The sequence below is a fragment of the Coxiella-like endosymbiont genome, from assembly GCF_030643785.1.
Taxonomy (GTDB): domain Bacteria; phylum Pseudomonadota; class Gammaproteobacteria; order Coxiellales; family Coxiellaceae; genus Coxiella.
Map to the genome: position 1 here is coordinate 1,159,387 of NZ_CP094378.1, position 20,108 is coordinate 1,179,494.

Consider the following 20,108-nt stretch of genomic DNA (forward strand, 5'->3'; position numbering starts at 1 on the left):
AATCGAATCCAATTACGGAGCCCCAAATCCCCCATCATCCACGAACAACCAAAGTTATATCTTTATAGATTTAACGTCTCAATAAACTAATTACATAATCAATATGATCAAAAACTGTATAATCAATATCAGTTTTGTCCGAACTTTCCCATCCTCATTAGCTCCAACATAAGACAATGCACAGCGTCCAATAAAGCAGGAAGAATATGACGGCCACAAATAAAATGAGGTCGGGCATTCCATGGATAAAAAGGACCGGACTTCCCTCAGTCGGCTTCCAAATAATGCATTTTTGTTCCGTTAAGAGTCACAAAGCGTGAAACGTAATCTGGCATACCGTATCCTTATGATTCTTTGGTCGTATTTGCTGTTAAATCGAATAACTCCCGAATGGCTACGAAGAGTATAGCAAAGTCTTTTTTATCTGCATTACGCATTGCCGCTAAAATCGCTTGCCAACGTCGAATCATAGGCTCATGTCGAGTGAGCCATTCTTTAACCTTTCCTGGAATACTGCGCGCTTTTGTATCCAATAAGACTCGTACCGTCAATTCTCGCTGAATCCAATCTAAATCACCTTTATAGCCAGCTCTCGCCAAAACTGACCAACGGTCATCAACGGGATAGGCGTTAATCCTTTTACGAAACCAAAATAAATCTAATCGGTCCACCAACATAAAATAAATTTTTGCCACACGAAAGACTTCTTCATGGTAAGTGGTTGCCGCCTCCACAATGTTTAACGCGTGAAAAAGTGGAGCCGTGCCTGCTATACGCAATGCCAATTCTGCTGAAACATTTTGGCTTACTAGAGTGCTCTGCTGTTCATCCATTGCTACTTTATCAGCCCCTAACAATAGTTTAGGTAAACGAATATATATGGCTGTAACATGATCTCGGAAATGCGCAATAGTAGAGGCAATGTCAAGATCTTCTCGACGATGACGCAACAGCCAACGCGTCGCTCGACGAATGAGACGAATAGCGTCTACATTAATTTGATATTGGACGGCCGGATCAACTTTGTAATCTAATGCGTCGATTTCTTTTAACAAATCCTCCATTTTAAATATTTTCAAAGCCATCACGAAAGCACGGGTAATTAAAGAAACTGAAACGCCCATTTCATCTTGCATTTGATAGATAAAGGTAATACCCATCATTGAAACAAGTTGATTGCTAAGTTGTGTAGCAATAATTTCTTTAGCAAGATAGTGTTCCTTCATTTGATTAGCAAATCGGCGTCGCAATGGTTTTGGAAACGCATAGCTTACATATTGTGACAAATAGGGGTCTTTTGCTAATGCCGATTTTTTAATCTTCGATTTTAGAATATTTTTGCTGTAAGCAAAGAGAATACTTAATTCAGGTCTGGTCAATCCTATTCCTGCAGCTCGACGCTCAAGCAACTCATTATCATCTGGAAGAAATTCCAACACTCGATTAATTTTCCCCTCTTGTTCCAGAGCATTAAGAAATTGGATATTCAAATTTAAATCCTGTACCGTCAAATAGGACGCCAAACTAATAGCTTTATTTTGAAAATAATTATCTTGCAAAACTAATTGAGCCACTTCATCTTTCATGCTGGCTAATAACTGGTTACGCTGCTTTTCGGTCATACCTCCTCTGGCCACGATCTGATTCAATAGAATTTTAATATTCACTTCGTGATCAGAACAGTCAACGCCTGCAGAATTATCAATGAAATCAGTATTAAGTTTTCCTCCCTTTAATTCAAATTCAATTCGACCCAATTGGGTAACCCCTAAATTTCCTCCCTCACATATAACTCGTGCGCGAACATTCTTAGCGTTTACACGTAAATTATCATTACTGCGATCGCCAACATCGCTATTTTTTTCATTGCTCGATTTAATATAAGTACCAATTCCTCCATTCCAAATCATGTCTACTCGCGCCTTCAAAATAGCGCAAATTAATTCATTCGGTACCATTATTTCTTTTTCAAGATTTAAGACGATTCGTGCTTCTGGCGATAACCGAATCGCTTTAGCTGCTCGAGCGTAAACTCCTCCACCTTTGGATAATAAAGTTCGGTCATAATCATCCCAACTGGAACGGGGCAAATTAAACAATCGCAACCGTTCTTGATAACTGGACTCCGGTTGAGGATCCGGATCTAAAAAATATGCCGATGATCGAAGGCTGCTACTAATTTAATATGTTTTGACAATAACATCCCATTTCCAAATACATCGCCACTCATATCCCCGATACCAACTACCGTTATTTCCGATTCATCCAAATTAATTCCTAAATCTTGGAAATGACGTTTTGCAGCCACCCACGTGCCTCTTGCAGTAATTCCCATTTTTTTATGGTCATAACCGGTCGATCCTCCTGACGCAAAAGCATCCCCCATCCAATAACCCTTTTGAATTGCCACACTATTCGCAATATCTGAAAATGTCGCTGTACCTTTATCAGCGGCAACCACGAGATAAGGATCGGGCCCATCGTAAAAGACTGTATTCGGGGGTAGAATGATTTCTCCATCTTTTAAGTTATCCGTCAAATCTAAGAGGCCACGGATAAAATTTCGATAGCAGAAAATTGCTTCTTGCATAATTTCCTCACGACTTCCCCCCAAGGGCAAACACTTTGGATAAAATCCTCCTTTTGCACCTGCGGGTACAATAATGGAATTTTTAACTTGCTGAGCTTTCATTAAACCAAGTATTTCGGTTCGATAATCCTCTCTCCGATCCGACCAACGTATTCCTCCTCGAGCTACTTTGGCAGCACGCAAATGAACGCCTTCGAATCGAGGTGAATAAACAAATATTTCATACTTTGGAAGAGGTAATGGCATATCAGGAATTTTTGAAGAGTCCAATTTAAAAGAAAGATAAGGTTTTGAATTCCCTTCTTCGTCCAGTTGAAAATAATTCGTGCGCAAAGTGGCGTGAATTAAATCTAGATATCGTCTTAGAATTCGATCTTCATCGAGAACAGCTACAGCGTCTAATTCTTTTTGAATATTTTGTTCAATATTTTCTAGCTGTTCTTTTGATTCAGATGTTCGCTTAGGATCAAAATAATTTTGGAATAATTCAATAAGAAGCTGTGCGACCTGAGGATTATCAACCAAAGCATCCGCTATATATCCTTCACTGAAGGTAAAAGCTACTTGTCGAAAATATTTCATATAAGCACGAAAAACTGAAATTTCTCGCCAAGTCAATTGAGCTTCTAAGACTAATCGATTCAAACTATCATTTTCAGCCACTCCAAACCAAATTTTTTGATAAGCTTCTTGAAAAATTGTCTTAACCGTTTCGATTTCGAACTTTGGCTCTTTAGCATAAGTCATAAGAAAATCATTAATCCAAACTTTACGCCCATCCCGGAACGTTAATTCGTAAGGTTGTTCTCCTATTACCCGAAAACCCATATTTTCCAACATGGGCAATGCATCTGATAAAGGTACAGTAAAATCGGGACGAAATAGTTTAAAGCGAATAACGTCCTTGGCTACTCCCCGTGGGCGGTAGGTACTCATTTCTAATTGATGGGTTTTCGATAATTTTTCAATATGAGCAACATCAAATACTGCTTGTTGGGCTTTAAATTCTTCTCGATAACTGAAGGGAAAAGCATGACGATATCGAGAAAAAATATCATTACCTCGTTCTTCACCAAAAAATTCCAGAACGTATTTATAAAATTCATCCTCCCAAGAAACACCAATAGCCACCAATTTTTCTTCTAATTCCTTTACGTCATATTCAAGCAAACGCCGTGGATTAATACGGATTACAAAATGAATACGAGCTAATATTGATTCAGAAAAATAAGTAGTAAATGTAACATCCAGTCCCTGAAATGCTTTAACTAAAATATCCTGCATTCGCATCACTAAGTCGGTTGTAAAAGTATCGCGCGGCACGTAAACCAAACAGGAAACAAAACGACCATAAGCATCCTTCCGCAAAAATAAGCGAATACGACGACGTTCTTGTAAATGTAAAATTCCCATTGCCCATTCAAATAATTCATCGGCTGTTGCATGAAATAAATTATCCCGCGGTAAAGTAGCTAATATATGTAACAAGTCCTTCCCACCATGGCTTTTAGTAGGCAATCGCGAGCGCCTCAAAACGGACTCTACCTTGAGCCGAATAATAGGTATTACTCTGGGATCCGATCGATAAACATCCGAAGTATAAAGACCAATAAAACGGCGCTCACCAATTAATTCTCCTTTTTCATTAAAGCGTTTAACTCCAATATAATCTGTATAGGTAGGCCGATGGACTGTCGACATGGTATTTGTTTTCGACATAATCAATATTTGATCGGTTGACAGCGCCATTTTACGTGCCGCTTTTGGCAAATCAGAATACTGCCGCAACATTTTACTGTGCGCGTGATCGCGCAGAACTCCTAAACCCGAATCGGGAATTAACCGTAAAGCTCGCTCTTTTCCTTCTCCAACCATTTCATAATCACAAAAACCCAAGAAAATAAAATAATTATCTAGTAACCAATTTAAAAATGCTTTGGTTTCGCTAATTTCTTCCGGATGTTGAATTATCTTCGTTGGGTCTAAGTCTTCAATAGCTTCTTGAACCCGCTGTTGCATCAACTCCAAATCTTCGACCGCCGCTCGCACATCCCTTAAAACTCGACGAATATTACGTTGAATATCCGCCAATACTTTAGGCTCCGTTTGCCGATCTATCTCCATATGAATCGGCGCTTCCATAACACTCTCTTGATGATGTTCCTCATGGTAAGCGAGTACGTCATCAATTTGATGCTTTTTGTTTCGGTAAACTCTAATGCCACCCATATGGATCATTAAATGGGTAGTAAGTCCTAATCGATTGATTTCCATACGAATAGAATCAACTAAAAAAGGCATATCGTTGGTTATGACTTGTATAATCGTATGGGTAGACTGCCAACCATCGCGCTCATAATTAGGATTAAATACATGAATTTTTGTTTCTTTAGACCTACGGTGAAACATTAACTCCCATTGAGAATTAACCATCCCATATAAATTTGCGACGGAACGCTCTTGAATGTCTTCCATGGAAACGTTGACATAAAAAAGTCGGATGAATTTAATAAGTAGGTTGATTCCGTTTTTCGGTGTGTGCTCTTTAGGGTAACCCATTATTTTTTCAATTATTTCCTCGGTGGAGGACATATAATCATGTGCCACAGTTGGAACCTCTATATTTTTCAGCAGAAAATAATGCTTGCTGGATTAAGAAAAATATGCTTGCATTTAAAGCATAATTAAACTATTATGCACTTAATTTAAAGTGAGTTATTAACCAGTCTTATTTTATTCTTATTTTATCATGTAAAATGAAAGAACGTAATCAGTTGATTACAGGTTTTTTATGTCTAAGTCACTGAGTAATAGATTAAAAGTGGCCTCTAATGACCATCAGAGATGCTTGCAGTATAAAGGTGAAATATTCGGGTATATTGATTTTTGAAGATGATGAATTTCTTGGCGATGGTATCCGAACGGGAAGATATTACGGACATACAATCGACTTAGGTTAAAGATGGCGAAGCTGCCCGTGAAGTTCTTTCTTCCGCCCATGAAACTTTCGACATTATTGTTCTCGATCTCAGACTACCGAAAACGTTTCGGTTTAGACATTTTAAAAAGTATTCGTGAAAAAAATGTAACTACCCCGTGGTCAGTCTTAACAGCAGGAGATACTAAGGGTTAAATAAGGGAGCGGATGATTATCTCACACAACCGTTTGACCTCGATGAACTCTCTGTGCTTGGATGCGAGCCATGCAACGACGTTCTAAATCTCACGCTAAGCCAATTTACCAATTAATTAGTTATGCCGAAAATTACCTTGGATCTTGCTTCGAACGTGGGTCACTCTCAAGGGAAAGGAAGTTATGATCTCTCGACGAGAGTTTGCGCTTCTCCAAAAATTGCTTGAAAACGTTGGGTGCGTTATCTCACGCGAACAACTCAACCAAACATTATATGGTTGGGAGAAAATATCGATAGCAATGCATTAGAAGTTCATATTCATAACTTACGTAAACGATTTAGGACCAAGCTTACAAGCTTATACGTATTGTGGTGTTCATGGTGTAGGTTACATGATAGAAAAAAAGTCTGAATGACGCCATCGATCCGTACGTTTTTACTAATCAATTTATTGCTGAGTGTTACTCTTATCACACCACTAGCAATTATTGGTAACCTTTTTTAGCTCATAAAGACATTTAAATCCAATTAAACACCCAACTCATTCGCACCGCCGAACAGATAGAAGCCATCGCTAAAAATATTGATCTGGAACTAATTTACTCCGAATACTCCTCTAAAAATCATCCTCTAAAAATTAAAGGTAATAGTACGGCTATCAGCATTCTCATTCGTAACAATGCTATTTGATACTCGCCAGAAAAAAGTAAAGTAACGATCAAGCTTGAAAAAAATGAACAAAAGATTACCCTCCTCGTGATTAATAATGGACTCGCCAGTATTCCCGAAGAATTGCGTGAGTAAGTATTTAAACAAGTTTTTCGTATGATTGGGAACCAAGCCACAGGAAGCCGGTTTTGGCTTGAGTATTTGTGCTTCAATTACCAAATTACATAGTGCGGAAATCGCCCTTAAGACACCTAAAAGCGAAAAAGGATTAGACTTTCATGTCACTTTTCCCATTATTCACAATTTCTGTGTATAACTTTGTGGGTATTTTGTCAGAATGGCTTTTAATCTATTGATATCACAACCTTCAAGACAGATTGAAAACAAAATAAGCAAAGAAAATTAATTTCATATTTTCAATTACTTAACTTTTTTTAAACGATTTTGTGGCAAGCAATTCGAAAAAGTTTGACAGAGTTTTTATTATCCGTTAGACCTGTTAGCAACTTAATAATTTTGAAATGAACTTCAACGGAAATTGACCGCAATGCATTGTGAGTTATTGGCTACATTAGATAAGGACATTGTTGTTCTGACTGCTAATCGCCGTTTAAGCCGCTACCTTCAAGAGCAATATTCTCACTATCAAATTAAGATGGGAAAAAAGGCCTGGTTAAGACCAACAATTTTACCCTTAAACACTTGGCTTTCTCATTGTTGGCAGCATTGTGAATCCACTCAAGGTTTTTTAATAAGCGATGTCCAAGAAGAAATCCTTTGGCAAAAAATTCTAGGACTTTCTCCTCAGACGGCTAACCTCGCCAAGAAAGCATGGCAATTAATAAAAGGTTGGAATTTATCTTTAAAGGAGCTTGAGCTAGAAGCCAATAGTGAAGTCCGGTGTTTTATTCAATGGGCCTATCAATTCGAAACCGAACTCGAAAAACAAAAATTAGTTAATGCAGTAGAGTTACCCAAGCAGTTAGAAGCATTAATTCCACATCTAAATCTACCTCAACAGATTATTCTTCTGGGTTTTGATGAATTCATACCGACGATACAACAATTTCTGAATGCGCTCGCAGAGAAAACTATTATTTCATGTTATTTAAGCCGTCCTCATCAAAAAAACTGCATTCACCGCCTCAGCTTCAAAGAGCGCGAATCAGAAATTCAAACAATGGCACGATGGGCTTACACTGAATGGCAAAAAAATTCTTCAAAAAGAATTGGCTGTGTTATACCCGCCCTTACCGAACATCGTTCACAAATCTGTCGGCTTTTCCAAAATGTATTTGGATCGGATAAATATTTTAATATCTCTGTTGGTGAACCATTAGCTCATCTCCCTTTAGTTAAAACTGCACTTAAAATACTGTCATTAAATCCCTTTCATATCGAGGTCACAGAATTGGGTACACTTTTTTGCTTACCCTACGTGAATAGCATGGGCGATAATTCCTATCTCGCCGCCATGCTAGATGTAAAATTACGAGAAACAAAGCAGTGGCAAACAAATTCAACATCTATTTTACATCATTTGGACGAGCTGCAAAAAAATTTTCCCGCTGCCACCCTTAAAATTCGTTACCAACAATGGTTATCTCTCGAGCGACCTCCCGGGACTCTTCTGCCAAGTGAGTGGATAGAGCATTTTAAAAAAGAACTTTCTGCCTTGGGATGGCCTGGACAGCGTTCGTTGGATAGTAAAGAGTACCAACAATTAGAGCGTTGGAAGGAAATGTTGAAAGAGTTTGTTGGATTTGACTCTCTAATTCCGCCACAAACAAGAAAACAGGCTTTTCAGCTGTTATGGCAACTAGCCAGTAAAACTCTTTTTCAACCTCAATCCGCTCAAAATACTTCTATTCAAATCTTGGGATTATTAGAGGCCACAGGACTTGAATTCGATAGTCTTTGGATAATGGGATTAGATAATAAGAATTGGCCATCACCACCAAAGCCTAATCCATTTTTACCCATCGGCTTACAACGACGCCACCAAATGCCCCACTCTTCTTTCAAACGTGAATCGGATTATGCTTTTCAACTTCAGAAGCGATTAATAAATAGCGCCTCAGAGGTTATTTTAAGCGCATCCTTACAAGATCAAGAAGTCCAATTATCTCCCAGTCCTCTCATTCTTGATTTCCCACAAGTAACCATTGAAGAATTGCGCTTGCCTTTTTTCAAAACATTAAGCGAGCACCTATTTAAAAGCAAATACATGGAAAAAATCGAGGACAATCAAGCCCCCCTCTTCAAGAAGGAGAATTTATAAAAGGCGGAAGCAGAATATTACAAAGTCAATCCGCTTGTCCTTTTCAAGCTTTTGCTGAAATACGATTGCGAGCAAAACCCTTTAAACAACCTCAAATTGGTTTAAGTGACTCAAATCGAGGTAATTTTGTACATCGCGCCTTAGATGTTCTCTGGAAAAAAATTAAAAATTGGCAAAATTTGATTAATTATTCTGATACTGAATTAGAAACTCTAATAGATGAAACTATAAATAAATTATCTTTTTCTTTTGGTTCGGATTCCATTTTCTTTCGCGTAGAGAGAAAAAGGATTAAACGTTTAATTAAACGATGGCTATTACTTGAAAAAAATCGCCCTCCTTTTAATGTAAGTCAACGCGAAACAGATCGATTTATAAAAATAGGACCACTTAATCTTCATATACGGATCGACCGAATTGATATAGTCAAAGGAGGAAATTTTATAATCGATTATAAAACTAATGATAAAAATCAAGTTACCGATTGGTTAGGCAATCGCCTGAAGAACGTTCAACTTCCGTTATATTGTACGTTTGCCGTCCGTGATGTGGTGGGAATTGCTTATGCTGAAGTTGCCAGTAAAAAAATGAGCTTTAAAGGATGGCTAGTTTCTGAGGAACAACCTTTTGATAATATAGGTTCTGCACCTCTTCCATGGAAAAGTTTGCTCGACCATTGGAAAACCATTCTTCACCAATTAGCAATCGATTTTTCATTAGGAAAAGCTGAAGTCAACCCTTTCGACATTAAAACCACTTGCAAATTTTGCGGTTTGCATCCGTTATGTCGTGTCGGAGAAGAGGAATGACTGATCAAGCAATTCGACAACAAGCACTGAACCCGACTCAATCGTATATCGTACAAGCTCCTGCGGGATCAGGTAAAACAGAACTATTAATCCAACGGTTTTTAAAATTACTTAGCACAGGCTGTACGCCCGAAGAAATTGTTGCCATTACTTTCACACGAAAAGCTGCTATAGAAATGCGCGAACGAATTTTAAAATCCCTCAATGAAGCAAAAAATCAACCAAGACCAAAAGATGACTACAAAGCTCTCACTTGGAAGCTCGCAAAAAATGTTTTAGAAAGAAATAAACTTTTTCACTGGCAACTGGAAATCAACGCCAATCGTTTACGCATTTTAACCATCGATGCACTGGCTCATCAGATTTGTTTGCAGATGCCTATTTTGACAGGGTTCGGTGCTCTACCCGCAATAAGAGAAGGCGATGCAATAGAAGTATTCTATCGATCTGCCATAGAAAAATTATTAATGTCAGACGATTACACAAAGATTCTTGAACCACTTTTATTACATTTAGATAATAAAGCGGATTTATTGGAAAAATTATTAATAAAAATGCTGAGCCACCGTGAACAATGGATAGGACATATTATCGACTATTATTCGAATCCGTATTTACTTAAAAAGAAACTTGAAAAAGCATTGGAATTTATTGCATTAGATGAAATGCAAAAGGCATATGATTTAATAGATAATACTTTAGCTAATCAACTTATCCCTTTGATTCAATTTGCCAGTGTTAATATACAAAAAATAAAACCCGGTGATGCCATTAGTGCTTATGCCCCCTTACTGAACTACCCAAAATAAATATCCAAAATCTTTCAGCATGGAAAGGAATAGCTAATTTACTTCTAACCCAAAAGGGCAAGTGGCGAAAAAGAATCGATAAGTCCGTTGGATTTCCAGCCGATGCACGTTATAAACAACAGAAGTTACAAATACAGAATTTATTAAAACAATTCCAATCTAATAATCATTTGCGAATAGCACTACAAGAAATACAAAATTGCCCTCCTATTAATTACACTCAAAATCAATGGTGCATTCTTAACTCGCTTATTAGTTTTCTTCCTTTATTAGTAGCCCAACTTCAAGTAATTTTTAAAGATCATAACATTATTGATTTCACAGAAGTCACCCTTGGAGCTCTACGTGCTTTAGGCAATATTGACCAGCCTTCTGATTATGCTTTACAGCTTGATGCGCAAATTCATCATCTGCTTATCGATGAATTTCAAGATACTTCAATCGTCCAATTTCGTTTAATTGAAGCACTTATTGCCGGATGGCAGCCTAACGATGGACGAACGCTTTTTTTAGTCGGTGATCCAATGCAATCAATTTATCGTTTTCGTCAAGCCGAAGTGGGTTTATTTTTACAGGCAAAAGATAAAGGTATTGGTAACGTTCGCTTAACTCCGCTTATTTTATGCAATAATTTTCGTTCACAAAAAACCTTAATTGAATGGTTTAATTTTGTTTTTAAACATCTTTTCCCCACAGAAGCTAATAGTTGGTTAGGCTCAATTCCTTACTCGCCGTCTCAGACAACTAATGAGAATTTTCCCAGGAAAGCAGAAGTTAATTTTCACTCACTCGCCTCAGCTGAAGAAGAAGCACATAAAATTATAGAAATCATTCAAACTTATCGCGCTCAAAATAACAACACTACTATTGCTCTATTAGTTCGTTCCCGTTCACATTTACTAAAAATCATTCCAGCTCTTCGAAATGCTTCAATTCCTTTCAATGCTGTAGAAATCGAAGAATTAGGTTATCGAACTGAGATTATAGATTTATTATCTCTTACTCGAGCTCTTCATCATCTCGGTGATCGCATTGCATGGCTCGCTATTTTACGTGCTCCGTGGTGTGGATTGACTTTGCAAGATATCCATCGTCTATGCCTTCATAGTGGAGACAAACCTTTGTGGCTTACTTTGCAAAAAACAGAGACCCTGAAAGATTTAACTTTTGATGGAAAAAAACGTTTGGAACGAATTACTCCCATTTTATCTCATGCCTTGCACAATCGCGATCGCTTGCCCTTAGCTATTTGGATTGAAACGATTTGGATCGCGTTGGGAGGTCCTGCTTGTTTAAATAATCCCGGCGAATTGGTAAGCGTTCGTGCTTATTTTAATTTATTAGAATCAATAGAGAATGAATTTACTATTGAACGTTTAATTAAAAATCTTCGCCAATTATACGCTCCCATTGATAATCCTAATCCACAAGCAATTCAAATTATGACGATTCATAAAGCAAAAGGATTGGAATTTGATCACGTTATTGTGCCAAGTCTCGAGCGAACTCCAAAATCCGAAGAGGATTTTTTGCTGCAGTGGTTGGAGCGACCTCTCCCAACAGGCATTTCCGATCTTATTTTAGCTCCTCTAAAGGCCGAAACAGAAAAATCAGATCCTCTTTATGCCTACTTAAAGCAAATAGAAAAGAAAAAATCCGACAATGAAATTGTTCGATTATTTTATGTCGCTGCTACACGAGCAAAAATCGGATTACATCTTCTTCTTATTCTCAAAAGAGAAGAAGCTTCGTCAATTATTATTTCTCCTCCCAACGGGAGTTTTGCAAATTTGCTTTGGGATGTTTGTGAAGAAGAAATTAAAAAATCAATTTCTCTTTATAAAAATCTTTATAAAGAGACGAAACCTTTAGAATCAAAACAACGTAAATGCTTATATCGCTTATCAAGCGAATGGACTACTCCAATACCGTTTATAACTCCTTCTTATCCTTCAGCCGAAAAGCCCCTCTCCCCGAGCTCGAGCCCTCTCCAAGATCAATTTCAAAGGACAGTGGGTACTGTTATTCATCAACTTCTGGAAAAAATTTCAATTGAAGGAGTTGAATCCTGGGATGAAAAACGAATTATAAAAAGCAAATCATTTATTAAACGTCGACTCCTTCAGTTGAAAATTTCATTTTCTAAACTAAATTCCTCAATAACCTTAATTGAAAAAGCCATTCGCCTGACCTTATCCCACCCAAAGGGACGATGGATTTTGTCACCTCACTACCAACATCAAAGCGAATATTGCATTTCAATGATGGATAAAAATAAGGTTATCCATTATGTGGTGGATCGCACGTTTATTGATGATCAAGGTGTGAGATGGGTTATAGATTACAAATCTTCCACTCGTAGTGAGCCCAATCTATCTCTCTTCCTGCAGCAACAGCGCATTTTGTATGAATCCCAATTAAATCGATACGCAAAAGCTTTCCAGCTTTTGGAAGATCGACCTATTAAATTAGGCCTCTATTTTCCTCTTTGTCAGGGCTGGTGTGAATGGGAGATCAATCTGTGCAGCAATATTCTTTAGAGGAGTTCTCAGTGCCAACCGATATTTCCAACAAACTTGTGGTTGCAATTTCATCTCGAGCTTTATTTAATCTCGATGAAAGTAACGCAATTTATGAAAAATACGGCGTTGACAGCTACGCCAGTTATCAAATCGAACACGAAAACTATATTTTGGAACCCGGTCTTGCTTTTCCTCTGGTTAAAAAATTTTTAACCTTTAATCAAAATAATGACTTACTTGAGATAATTTTGCTTTCCCGCAATAGTGCGGATACGGGACTACGAATTTTTAATAGTATTCAACATTATAAAATAAATATTACTCGAGCAGCTTTTACAGGCGGTCGAAGTCCTTATAGATACATAGAAGCTTTTAAAGCTAATTTATTTCTATCTGCTAATCCAGAAGATGTAAAACAGGCATTAAAATGCGGGTTATGCAGCAGACACCATTCTTCCTTCTGTCAAACCGCCGCCTAACACGAATCCTGAACTACGTATTGCCTTTGACGGTGATGCTGTTTTATTTTCAGATGAAGCTGAACGTATCTATCAACAAGCAGGGCTTTCCGCATTTACGATTAATGAAAAAAAGGCAGCAAATAATCCGCTCCCTGGAGGTCCTTTCAAGGGCTTCCTTGAAGCACTTCAACGATTACAAAGCCAATTTCCTGCGGATCAATGTCCAATTCGCACTGCCTTAGTCACCGCACGACAAGCCCCCGCGCACGAACGCGTCATCAAAACTTTACTGGCTTGGAACATCCGCATTGATGAAGCTTTATTCCTTGGTGGGCTAGAAAAGAGTAATTTTTTATGCGGCTTTGGTGCTGATATTTTTTTGATGATCAAAAAGGACACTGCCAATCCGCCGCTGAACATGTTGCTACAGGCCACGTGCCCAATGGAATCACAAACGAAAATTTGTAAGAGTACTAGAACATTCAAGTAAAGTGGTTGAATGACGAAGATTTTGTTACACTGCTGCGAATTAAAATCCTTGCGAGAATTATATTTACTCCCATGACCTTCAATAAAGACAATTTTGTCTGGCTCGACCTGGAAATGACAGGACTGAATCCGGATGAAGATCGAATTCTCGAAATTGCAACAATAGTAACAAATAGTAATCTCGACATCATTTCAGAAGGACTTGTTTTTGCCATTCACCAACCTACTGAATTATTAGAAACCATGGACAGTTGGAACACTGCTCACCATACTGCTTCCGGGTTAATCGACCGAGTAAAAAAAGCAGCATTACCGAGAGCCAAGCTGAAACAGAAACGTTGAATTTTCTTAAATATTATGTGCCACTTAAAAAATCACCCTTATGCGGCAATTCTATTTGTCAAGATCGACGATTTTTGCACCATTATATGCCCAATTTAGATCAATTCTTTCATTATCGTCATCTGGATGTGACCACCTTAAAAATTCTCGCTCAACGTTGGACTCCCCAGATAATGACAGGATATGTTAAAGAATCCCAACATCTAGCTTTACAAGATATACGCGATTCCATTGCAGAATTACGTTATTACCGGAAACATTTTTTAAAAATCTAATCTTAACTTCTCCACGCTCCAGACGCAGTAGACATTCTAACAGCAAATCGATATGATAATTCAAATTTAAGTAACGGACTAATAATATATGGCATTTCTTATCAGTATCATACTGGCTTACCTCATAGGCTCACTTTCATTTGCAATTATCGTCGCAAAGCTCATGTGCTTTCGGGATCCACGAACCACCGGATCAGGAAATGCGGGCGCTACCAACATGCTGCGCGTAGCAGGAAAAAAGCAGCACTCTACGTATTATTGGGTGATGCTCTAAAAGGGTTAATTGCCGTTTTGATTGCCCGTTTTTTAGGTTCGTATGGCCTAAGCTTAGCTTTTGTAGCCTTAGTAGTAGTCATTGGACATGTTTTTCCTCTGTATTTTAAATTTAGAGGTGGCAAGGGTGTTGCTACCATGTTGGGTGCTTTTTTAGGTTTGTCTTTTTGGATCGGCTTATTCCTTATTGCTAGTTGGCTTATTATTGCTTACCTTTTTCGTTATTCCTCAGTAGCCACTTTGGTCTCCGCTGTCGCAGCACCTATCTATATGATGATCGGTGCTCATGCTGATTATTTTTTCCCAGTTTTATTGATCACAATTCTTGTTGTATGGAAACATTGGGAAAATATCCAGCGTCTGCGAAAAAGGACCGAAGGAAAAATTCAATTTTAGGAAAGAGGAATTGCAGTCAATTCCCTCATTGCCCAACGAGGTCTAACACGGATACTTCTGTCCTCGCATTCACCTCCCTTGAGTCTTAGCCATCCAGTATAAGCTACCATAGCACCGTTATCAGTACAAAACTCTTGACGGGGATAATAAACTTTCCCCTCTTCTTTACTTACAGCTTCATTTAAGCGCTGGCGCAATTTTTTGTTGCCCGCTACGCCACCCACCAAGATAATGGTATTAATTCGTGTTTTTTTAATGGCACAGAGGCACTTACGTACCAAAGTATCTACAACTGCTTCTTCAAAAGCACGAGCGATATCAGCGCGCGTTTGCCTCTCATTGCCATATTGTTTAAAACAATTAACCGCATGAGTTTTTAAACCACTAAAACTAAAGTTAAGATGAGGTTGTTTTATCATTGGCCGAGGAAAATAAAATCGATCTGGGTTCCCTTCTTTCGCCAATTGAGCTAAAGCAGGACCCCCAGGGTAGGTTAATCCCAGCAGCTTCGCCGTTTTATCAAAGGATTCTCCTGCCGCATCATCCACACTTTCACCCAAAATTTTATATCGACCGGGACCCTCAACAAGAACTAACATCGTATGCCCCCCTGAAACTAACAGGGCAATAAATGGATAATTGGGCGTTTCCTGCTCTAATTGCACTGCCATTAAATGAGCTTCCATGTGATGTACCCCCACAACGGGTAAACTCAAAGAATAAGCTAAACTTTTAGCGATAGAAGCTCCCACCATCAACGCACCAATTAAACCTGGACCCTTGGTATAAGCGATACCGTTAAGATCACCTTTCACTAACTTAGCATCATCGAGTGTCCCTTCGATTAAAGGTAAGATTTTTCGGATATGATCGCGTGAGGCGAGCTCAGGAACCACCCCCATACTGCGAATGCAAAGCAATTTGGCTGTAGATACGATGTGCTAATAACCCATGCTCTCCGTCATAGAGCGCTACTGCAGATTCATCACATGATGTTTCAATACCGAGAACATATTTCATGACAATAGTATATCTAATCCATTTATTTCCTTGCTATAATAATTAGTGTGAACGTTATTAGCCCTGCAAAAAGCTGTCAGTAGCCCAACCTTTTTCTAACTTATTTTGCCACCGATTTAATTTTCTGTTGTAAAACTGTGTGGGTAACTAAATAAAATTAAGCCGTTAAATATCGCTCTATTAAAGACTCTTCTCTCTTCATATTACGATCATTTAATGTTGAAATCTCCAAGCACCACCTATTTAGAATCACCTAAAGCATTGGCTGATACTGTGGTATTCATTTTGTTAGTTAACAAAGACAAAGAACAACTCTTAAAGGATTATGACATCCTCATCGAATTGGAAAAAGCGGCCACCTTTTTAAGGACAGTTATGATTCATTATGTTTACACTTTTTAGTTATGTGCTGTTAACTGGACTTTCCGTCATATTTATTCATCAAGCTTCTAAGACATTGCCTCCCTCACTAACGTTGTTCGTTGGCACATTATTTACCATAGTGTTTTTTTCACTTTTTTAATCTGAGCAAGACTAAATTGATCTATCAAAAAGCTTTGGAATTTAAGTGGTTATAGCTACAAATTATGATCAGTATTAGTATTAGTATATTGTGGTTATGCACTATTATACACCGGCCTTTGCGGCCCCTGCTGTAGTATTATTAATTTTCTTTTCCACAACTTCTTTATTTAGCGTTATCTCCCAATTTATACAAGAAAAAATATCGATTTATTAATATCGGGAGAAGGAATAGTATTTTGTACCGCATTTTTATTGTCTGGGATTATTTAATTAAAGAAAGTATTTCATTCTATCTTTGGCTAGGTGTTTTTTTTGAGCGGCCCCTCTCGATGGCGCTGGCAATTTTATCTACAAAAAACAGAGTTACAAACTCTTCAAGCAAACACAGCTGACAGCTACCCAAATACTCGCCATTCGCTTCTGGTTAGTGGAGATAGTTTGTTTAATTTATTTCCTCATAATACACCTTGGAATTACCTTAATTTTTACAACGGAGTGATGATTTTCAGCATCGCTTTAATATCATTGATACCACGCATTTTTTCTATCTAACAAGTTTTAATTCCCGCAACTGGCTACGTGCTGCAATCTATCTTTTTTCACCATGTCGATGTGATTTTATTGTTATTTTATTTAGCAACGGGATTTTTTATTAGCTTTCCAACTATTGTTAAACTCTTTTATAAGAGAAATTTTCGCTGATAGAACAGAATATCCAGCACTGGCTACTTACAAACTCAACGGTTGGTGTGGTGGTGTGTAATTGAACCAACCTGAAAATGATCGATCGCTGATAATACTCCGATGTAGCACTGGAGGCCACTTTGAAAGATCACCAATCAGTGTGACCTCCATCAATTTTATTGATTTTGGTGTGAATGTCGGGAAAAGTCATTGTTTGATTAGTAGCATTTTGCAACATAACATGTAAAGCGTGAGTTAGTGATAATATTTACAAGCTCCTTTTTGTGCCCAACTGTTGGTAGTCCACAAAATGGCAATAAGTGCAAAAAGAGCCACCATCAGTTTCGTTTTTAGTCACAAATGTAGAAAAAGTTACGCCTGGAAAATACAGGCAACAAACTGAGGGAGAGGGTGGGTCCAAAAAGAAAATTTTAAGAAACGAAAGAAGCAAAGGGATTTAAGCTTCAATAAGCCCTAATTCTTTCACCGCGTCACGCTCTTCACGAAGCTCATTTAAAGTTGCTTGAAATTTTTGCTGACCGAATTCATTATGCGTAATCTCCTCAATAACTCTAACAATTCCGTTCTCCGTGCGACAGGAAAATGAGAAAATCAAGCTTTCATCGACCTCATATTGCCCTTGCGAACATAAAGCGACCGAATAGCTGTCATCGACAGGAGTTGTATTGATTAAACTCCATACGCTATCGATCACAGCGTTAGCAGCCGAAGCAGCCGACGAGGCTCCTCGAGCTTTAATGACAGCAGCACCACGTTGTTGAATTAGAGGAATAAATTCTTCCGTCAACCATTTTTTATCACGAATTACGTCTGAGGCCAATTTGCCATTAATCGTGGCATGATAAAAATCCGGGTATTGGGTGGAAGAATGGTTTCCCCAAATAATCATATTTTTTACAGCCGTCACTTCCACCTCGGCTCTAAGAGCTAACTGACCAATAGCCCGATTTTGGTCAAGTCTTGTCATGGCGTAAAAACAATCATTAGGGATGTCTGGAGCATGATTCATAGCAATAAGGCAATTGGTATTACAGGGGTTACCTACAACGAAAATTCGAACGTCATTTGCTGCATGTTCATTAAGCGCTTTTCCTTGCACAGCAAAAATTTCACCATTCTTCTCTAATAAATCTTTACGCTCCATACCTGCTTTGCGGGGCGCCGAACCTACTAAAAGCGCCCAATTAACATTGTTAAAGGCAACCTTAGGATCTGAAGTCACTACGATATTGCGCAATAAGGGAAAAGCACAATCCTCTAATTCCATCACGACCCCTTTCAATGCCGACGACAACGCGGGTTCGATTTCGAGTAAATGTAAATCAAGGGTGGTATCTAAACCAAATGCCTGGCCTGAAGCTAAACGAAACAATAAAGCATAACCAATTTGTCCAGCAGCACCCGTTACTACAACTTTGACATGCTTGATCACTTTTCTCTTCTCTATGTTTCCAATAATGCAATAATTTCGGATTTCTGTGTAGGATCGCCCACTGCAACAAAGGGGGATTAGTGAGCGATAGCTTGGCGTTATATTGCAGGGCTTTACCACTTAAATCAACTATTCTACCGCCAGCTGCCTCCAAAACGCATTGTGCGGCTGCGGTATCCCATTCACTGGTATTGCCAAAACGAGGATAGAGATCCCCTTCTCCTTCAGCGATCCGACAAAATTTTAGAGAACTATTTAATCGAACAACCTTGGCGGCAGGAATGGTTTCAAATAGACGAGGTAACCGAGGAGAATGTAAAAACTCACCTAAATAAACAGAAAAAGATTGCCAATTCATTTTTCGAGTATGAATCTGTTGAGGAACATTATCCTTGACCTGCTTAAAAGCTCCGTGTTTTTGATGAGCAAAATAACATTCCTTTTGGAGAGGCGCATACACCACTCCAACGATAGGCTGATGCTTTTCAATTAAAGCAATATTTACCGTAAATTCGTCGAGCCTCTCTATAAAACCTCGCGTGCCATCTAAAGGATCCAATAACCAATAGCACTGCCACTGACTGCGAGCTTTATAAGAAGGAATCTCGCCCTCCTCGGACAAAATTGGTATATTCGGCGTTAAGGACTGTAATCCTTTATACAAAATCCCATGTGCGCAAAGATCTGCTTCGGTTAATAAGGTATTATTATATTTTTGTTGAATCCGCATAGCCTCTTTGGGCAACCGGGCAAAGTTTAAAATTCCTGCTCCCGCGTGTTTGGCCAATAAGATGAACGAATTTACATGTTGATACCAATCATTGGACATGCTGAGAATGCTCCAATAAAAACAAGGCAGCTACGCTGCGTGCTTCATGAAATTCAGGATGAGCGAGCAAGTCGTTTCTTCTAGAAAGCTTCCATGGAATAACCTCTAAGGGCTCTGGTTCATCACCACGAATGGCTTCCCGATAAAGGTCTGTCGCTAAAATGATATGCATCATGGAATCTAAATAGCCAGGAGAAGCACTAAAACAAGCGATAATCGACATATTACGGGAACCATAGCCTACTTCTTCTTTTAATTCGCGCTCGGCTGTAAGCAAAAGTTCTTCCCCTTTTTCAATGCTGCCTTTTGGGAACCCTAGCACATAATCATTCACCCCCATACTATACTCCCGAACCAGCAATATCGTTTCGCTATCTAACAGAGGAATAATCATTACAGCACCACACCCGCGCCCACGAATACGTTCAAAATAGCGTTCCTCTCCATTGGAAAAGCGCAGATGCAACTCTTCGATTTGGAATAATCGGCTTCGCGCAATGACGGTTTTATCGATAATGGTTGGTTTTTTAATCATGTTCAAATCTCA

The 20,108-nt window shown here is 38.5% G+C and carries 7 protein-coding genes and 6 pseudogenes; 8 read left to right on the forward strand and 5 right to left on the reverse strand.

All coding sequences use genetic code 11. The annotated features are described in order from the left end of the window. Window positions 1-344: 344 nt before the first annotated feature. Window positions 345-5,182: pseudogene (locus MRH55_RS05980) on the reverse strand (NAD-glutamate dehydrogenase). A 724-nt stretch (window positions 5,183-5,906) separates the two neighbouring features. Here MRH55_RS05980 and MRH55_RS05985 point away from each other — a divergent pair. The 7 genes and pseudogenes from MRH55_RS05985 (at window position 5,907) to plsY (ending at window position 15,050) form a co-directional block, all read left to right on the forward strand. Beyond that, window positions 5,907-6,032 (forward strand): helix-turn-helix domain-containing protein, encoded by a 126-nt coding sequence (locus MRH55_RS05985; protein WP_304985303.1) that lies wholly within the window; start codon window positions 5,907-5,909, stop codon window positions 6,030-6,032. A 908-nt stretch (window positions 6,033-6,940) separates the two neighbouring features. Beyond that, window positions 6,941-9,483 (forward strand): annotated as a pseudogene (locus MRH55_RS05990) (PD-(D/E)XK nuclease family protein). Next, window positions 9,480-10,292: a UvrD-helicase domain-containing protein gene (locus tag MRH55_RS05995; protein WP_304985304.1), complete on the forward strand. Its 813-nt coding sequence runs from the start codon at window positions 9,480-9,482 to the stop codon at window positions 10,290-10,292. Before MRH55_RS05990 ends, MRH55_RS05995 begins: the two are co-directional and overlap by 4 nt. A gap of 170 nt (window positions 10,293-10,462) precedes the next feature. Beyond that, window positions 10,463-12,832: a UvrD-helicase domain-containing protein gene (locus tag MRH55_RS06000; RefSeq protein WP_369421095.1), complete on the forward strand. Its 2,370-nt coding sequence runs from the start codon at window positions 10,463-10,465 to the stop codon at window positions 12,830-12,832. Next, window positions 12,799-13,743: pseudogene (locus MRH55_RS06005) on the forward strand (5'-nucleotidase). Before MRH55_RS06000 ends, MRH55_RS06005 begins: the two are co-directional and overlap by 34 nt. A 93-nt stretch (window positions 13,744-13,836) precedes the next feature. Continuing rightward, window positions 13,837-14,381 (forward strand): annotated as a pseudogene (orn, locus tag MRH55_RS06010) (oligoribonuclease). Window positions 14,382-14,469: 88 nt separating this feature from the next. Beyond that, window positions 14,470-15,050, forward strand: a pseudogene (gene plsY / locus MRH55_RS06015) (glycerol-3-phosphate 1-O-acyltransferase PlsY). On the opposite strand, the pseudogene tsaD reads toward plsY, so the two are convergent. After that, window positions 15,047-16,070: pseudogene (gene tsaD / locus MRH55_RS06020) on the reverse strand (tRNA (adenosine(37)-N6)-threonylcarbamoyltransferase complex transferase subunit TsaD). The pseudogenes plsY and tsaD sit on opposite strands and share 4 nt — an antisense overlap. A gap of 216 nt (window positions 16,071-16,286) precedes the next feature. Between tsaD and MRH55_RS06025 the strand changes: the two are divergent. Next, window positions 16,287-16,472, forward strand: a complete 186-nt coding sequence (locus tag MRH55_RS06025; protein WP_304985305.1) for a hypothetical protein — start codon at window positions 16,287-16,289, stop codon at window positions 16,470-16,472. 1,264 nt (window positions 16,473-17,736) lie between these two features. On the opposite strand, the gene MRH55_RS06030 is transcribed toward MRH55_RS06025, so the two are convergent. Genes MRH55_RS06030 through nudE form a run of 3 tightly spaced genes read right to left on the reverse strand, consistent with a single transcriptional unit; the run spans window position 17,737 to window position 20,096 of the window. Next, window positions 17,737-18,732, reverse strand: coding sequence for a malate dehydrogenase (locus MRH55_RS06030; RefSeq protein ID WP_304985306.1), 996 nt, complete (start codon window positions 18,730-18,732; stop codon window positions 17,737-17,739). Further along, window positions 18,623-19,561, reverse strand: a complete 939-nt coding sequence (gene cysQ / locus MRH55_RS06035) for a 3'(2'),5'-bisphosphate nucleotidase CysQ (RefSeq protein WP_304985307.1) — start codon at window positions 19,559-19,561, stop codon at window positions 18,623-18,625. The genes MRH55_RS06030 and cysQ overlap by 110 nt, the downstream gene beginning before the upstream one ends. Next, window positions 19,551-20,096 carry an ADP compounds hydrolase NudE gene (nudE, locus tag MRH55_RS06040; RefSeq protein ID WP_304985308.1) on the reverse strand — a complete coding sequence of 182 codons (546 nt, stop codon included), beginning with the start codon at window positions 20,094-20,096 and terminating at the stop codon, window positions 19,551-19,553. Before nudE ends, cysQ begins: the two co-directional genes overlap by 11 nt. Window positions 20,097-20,108: the final 12 nt, after the last annotated feature.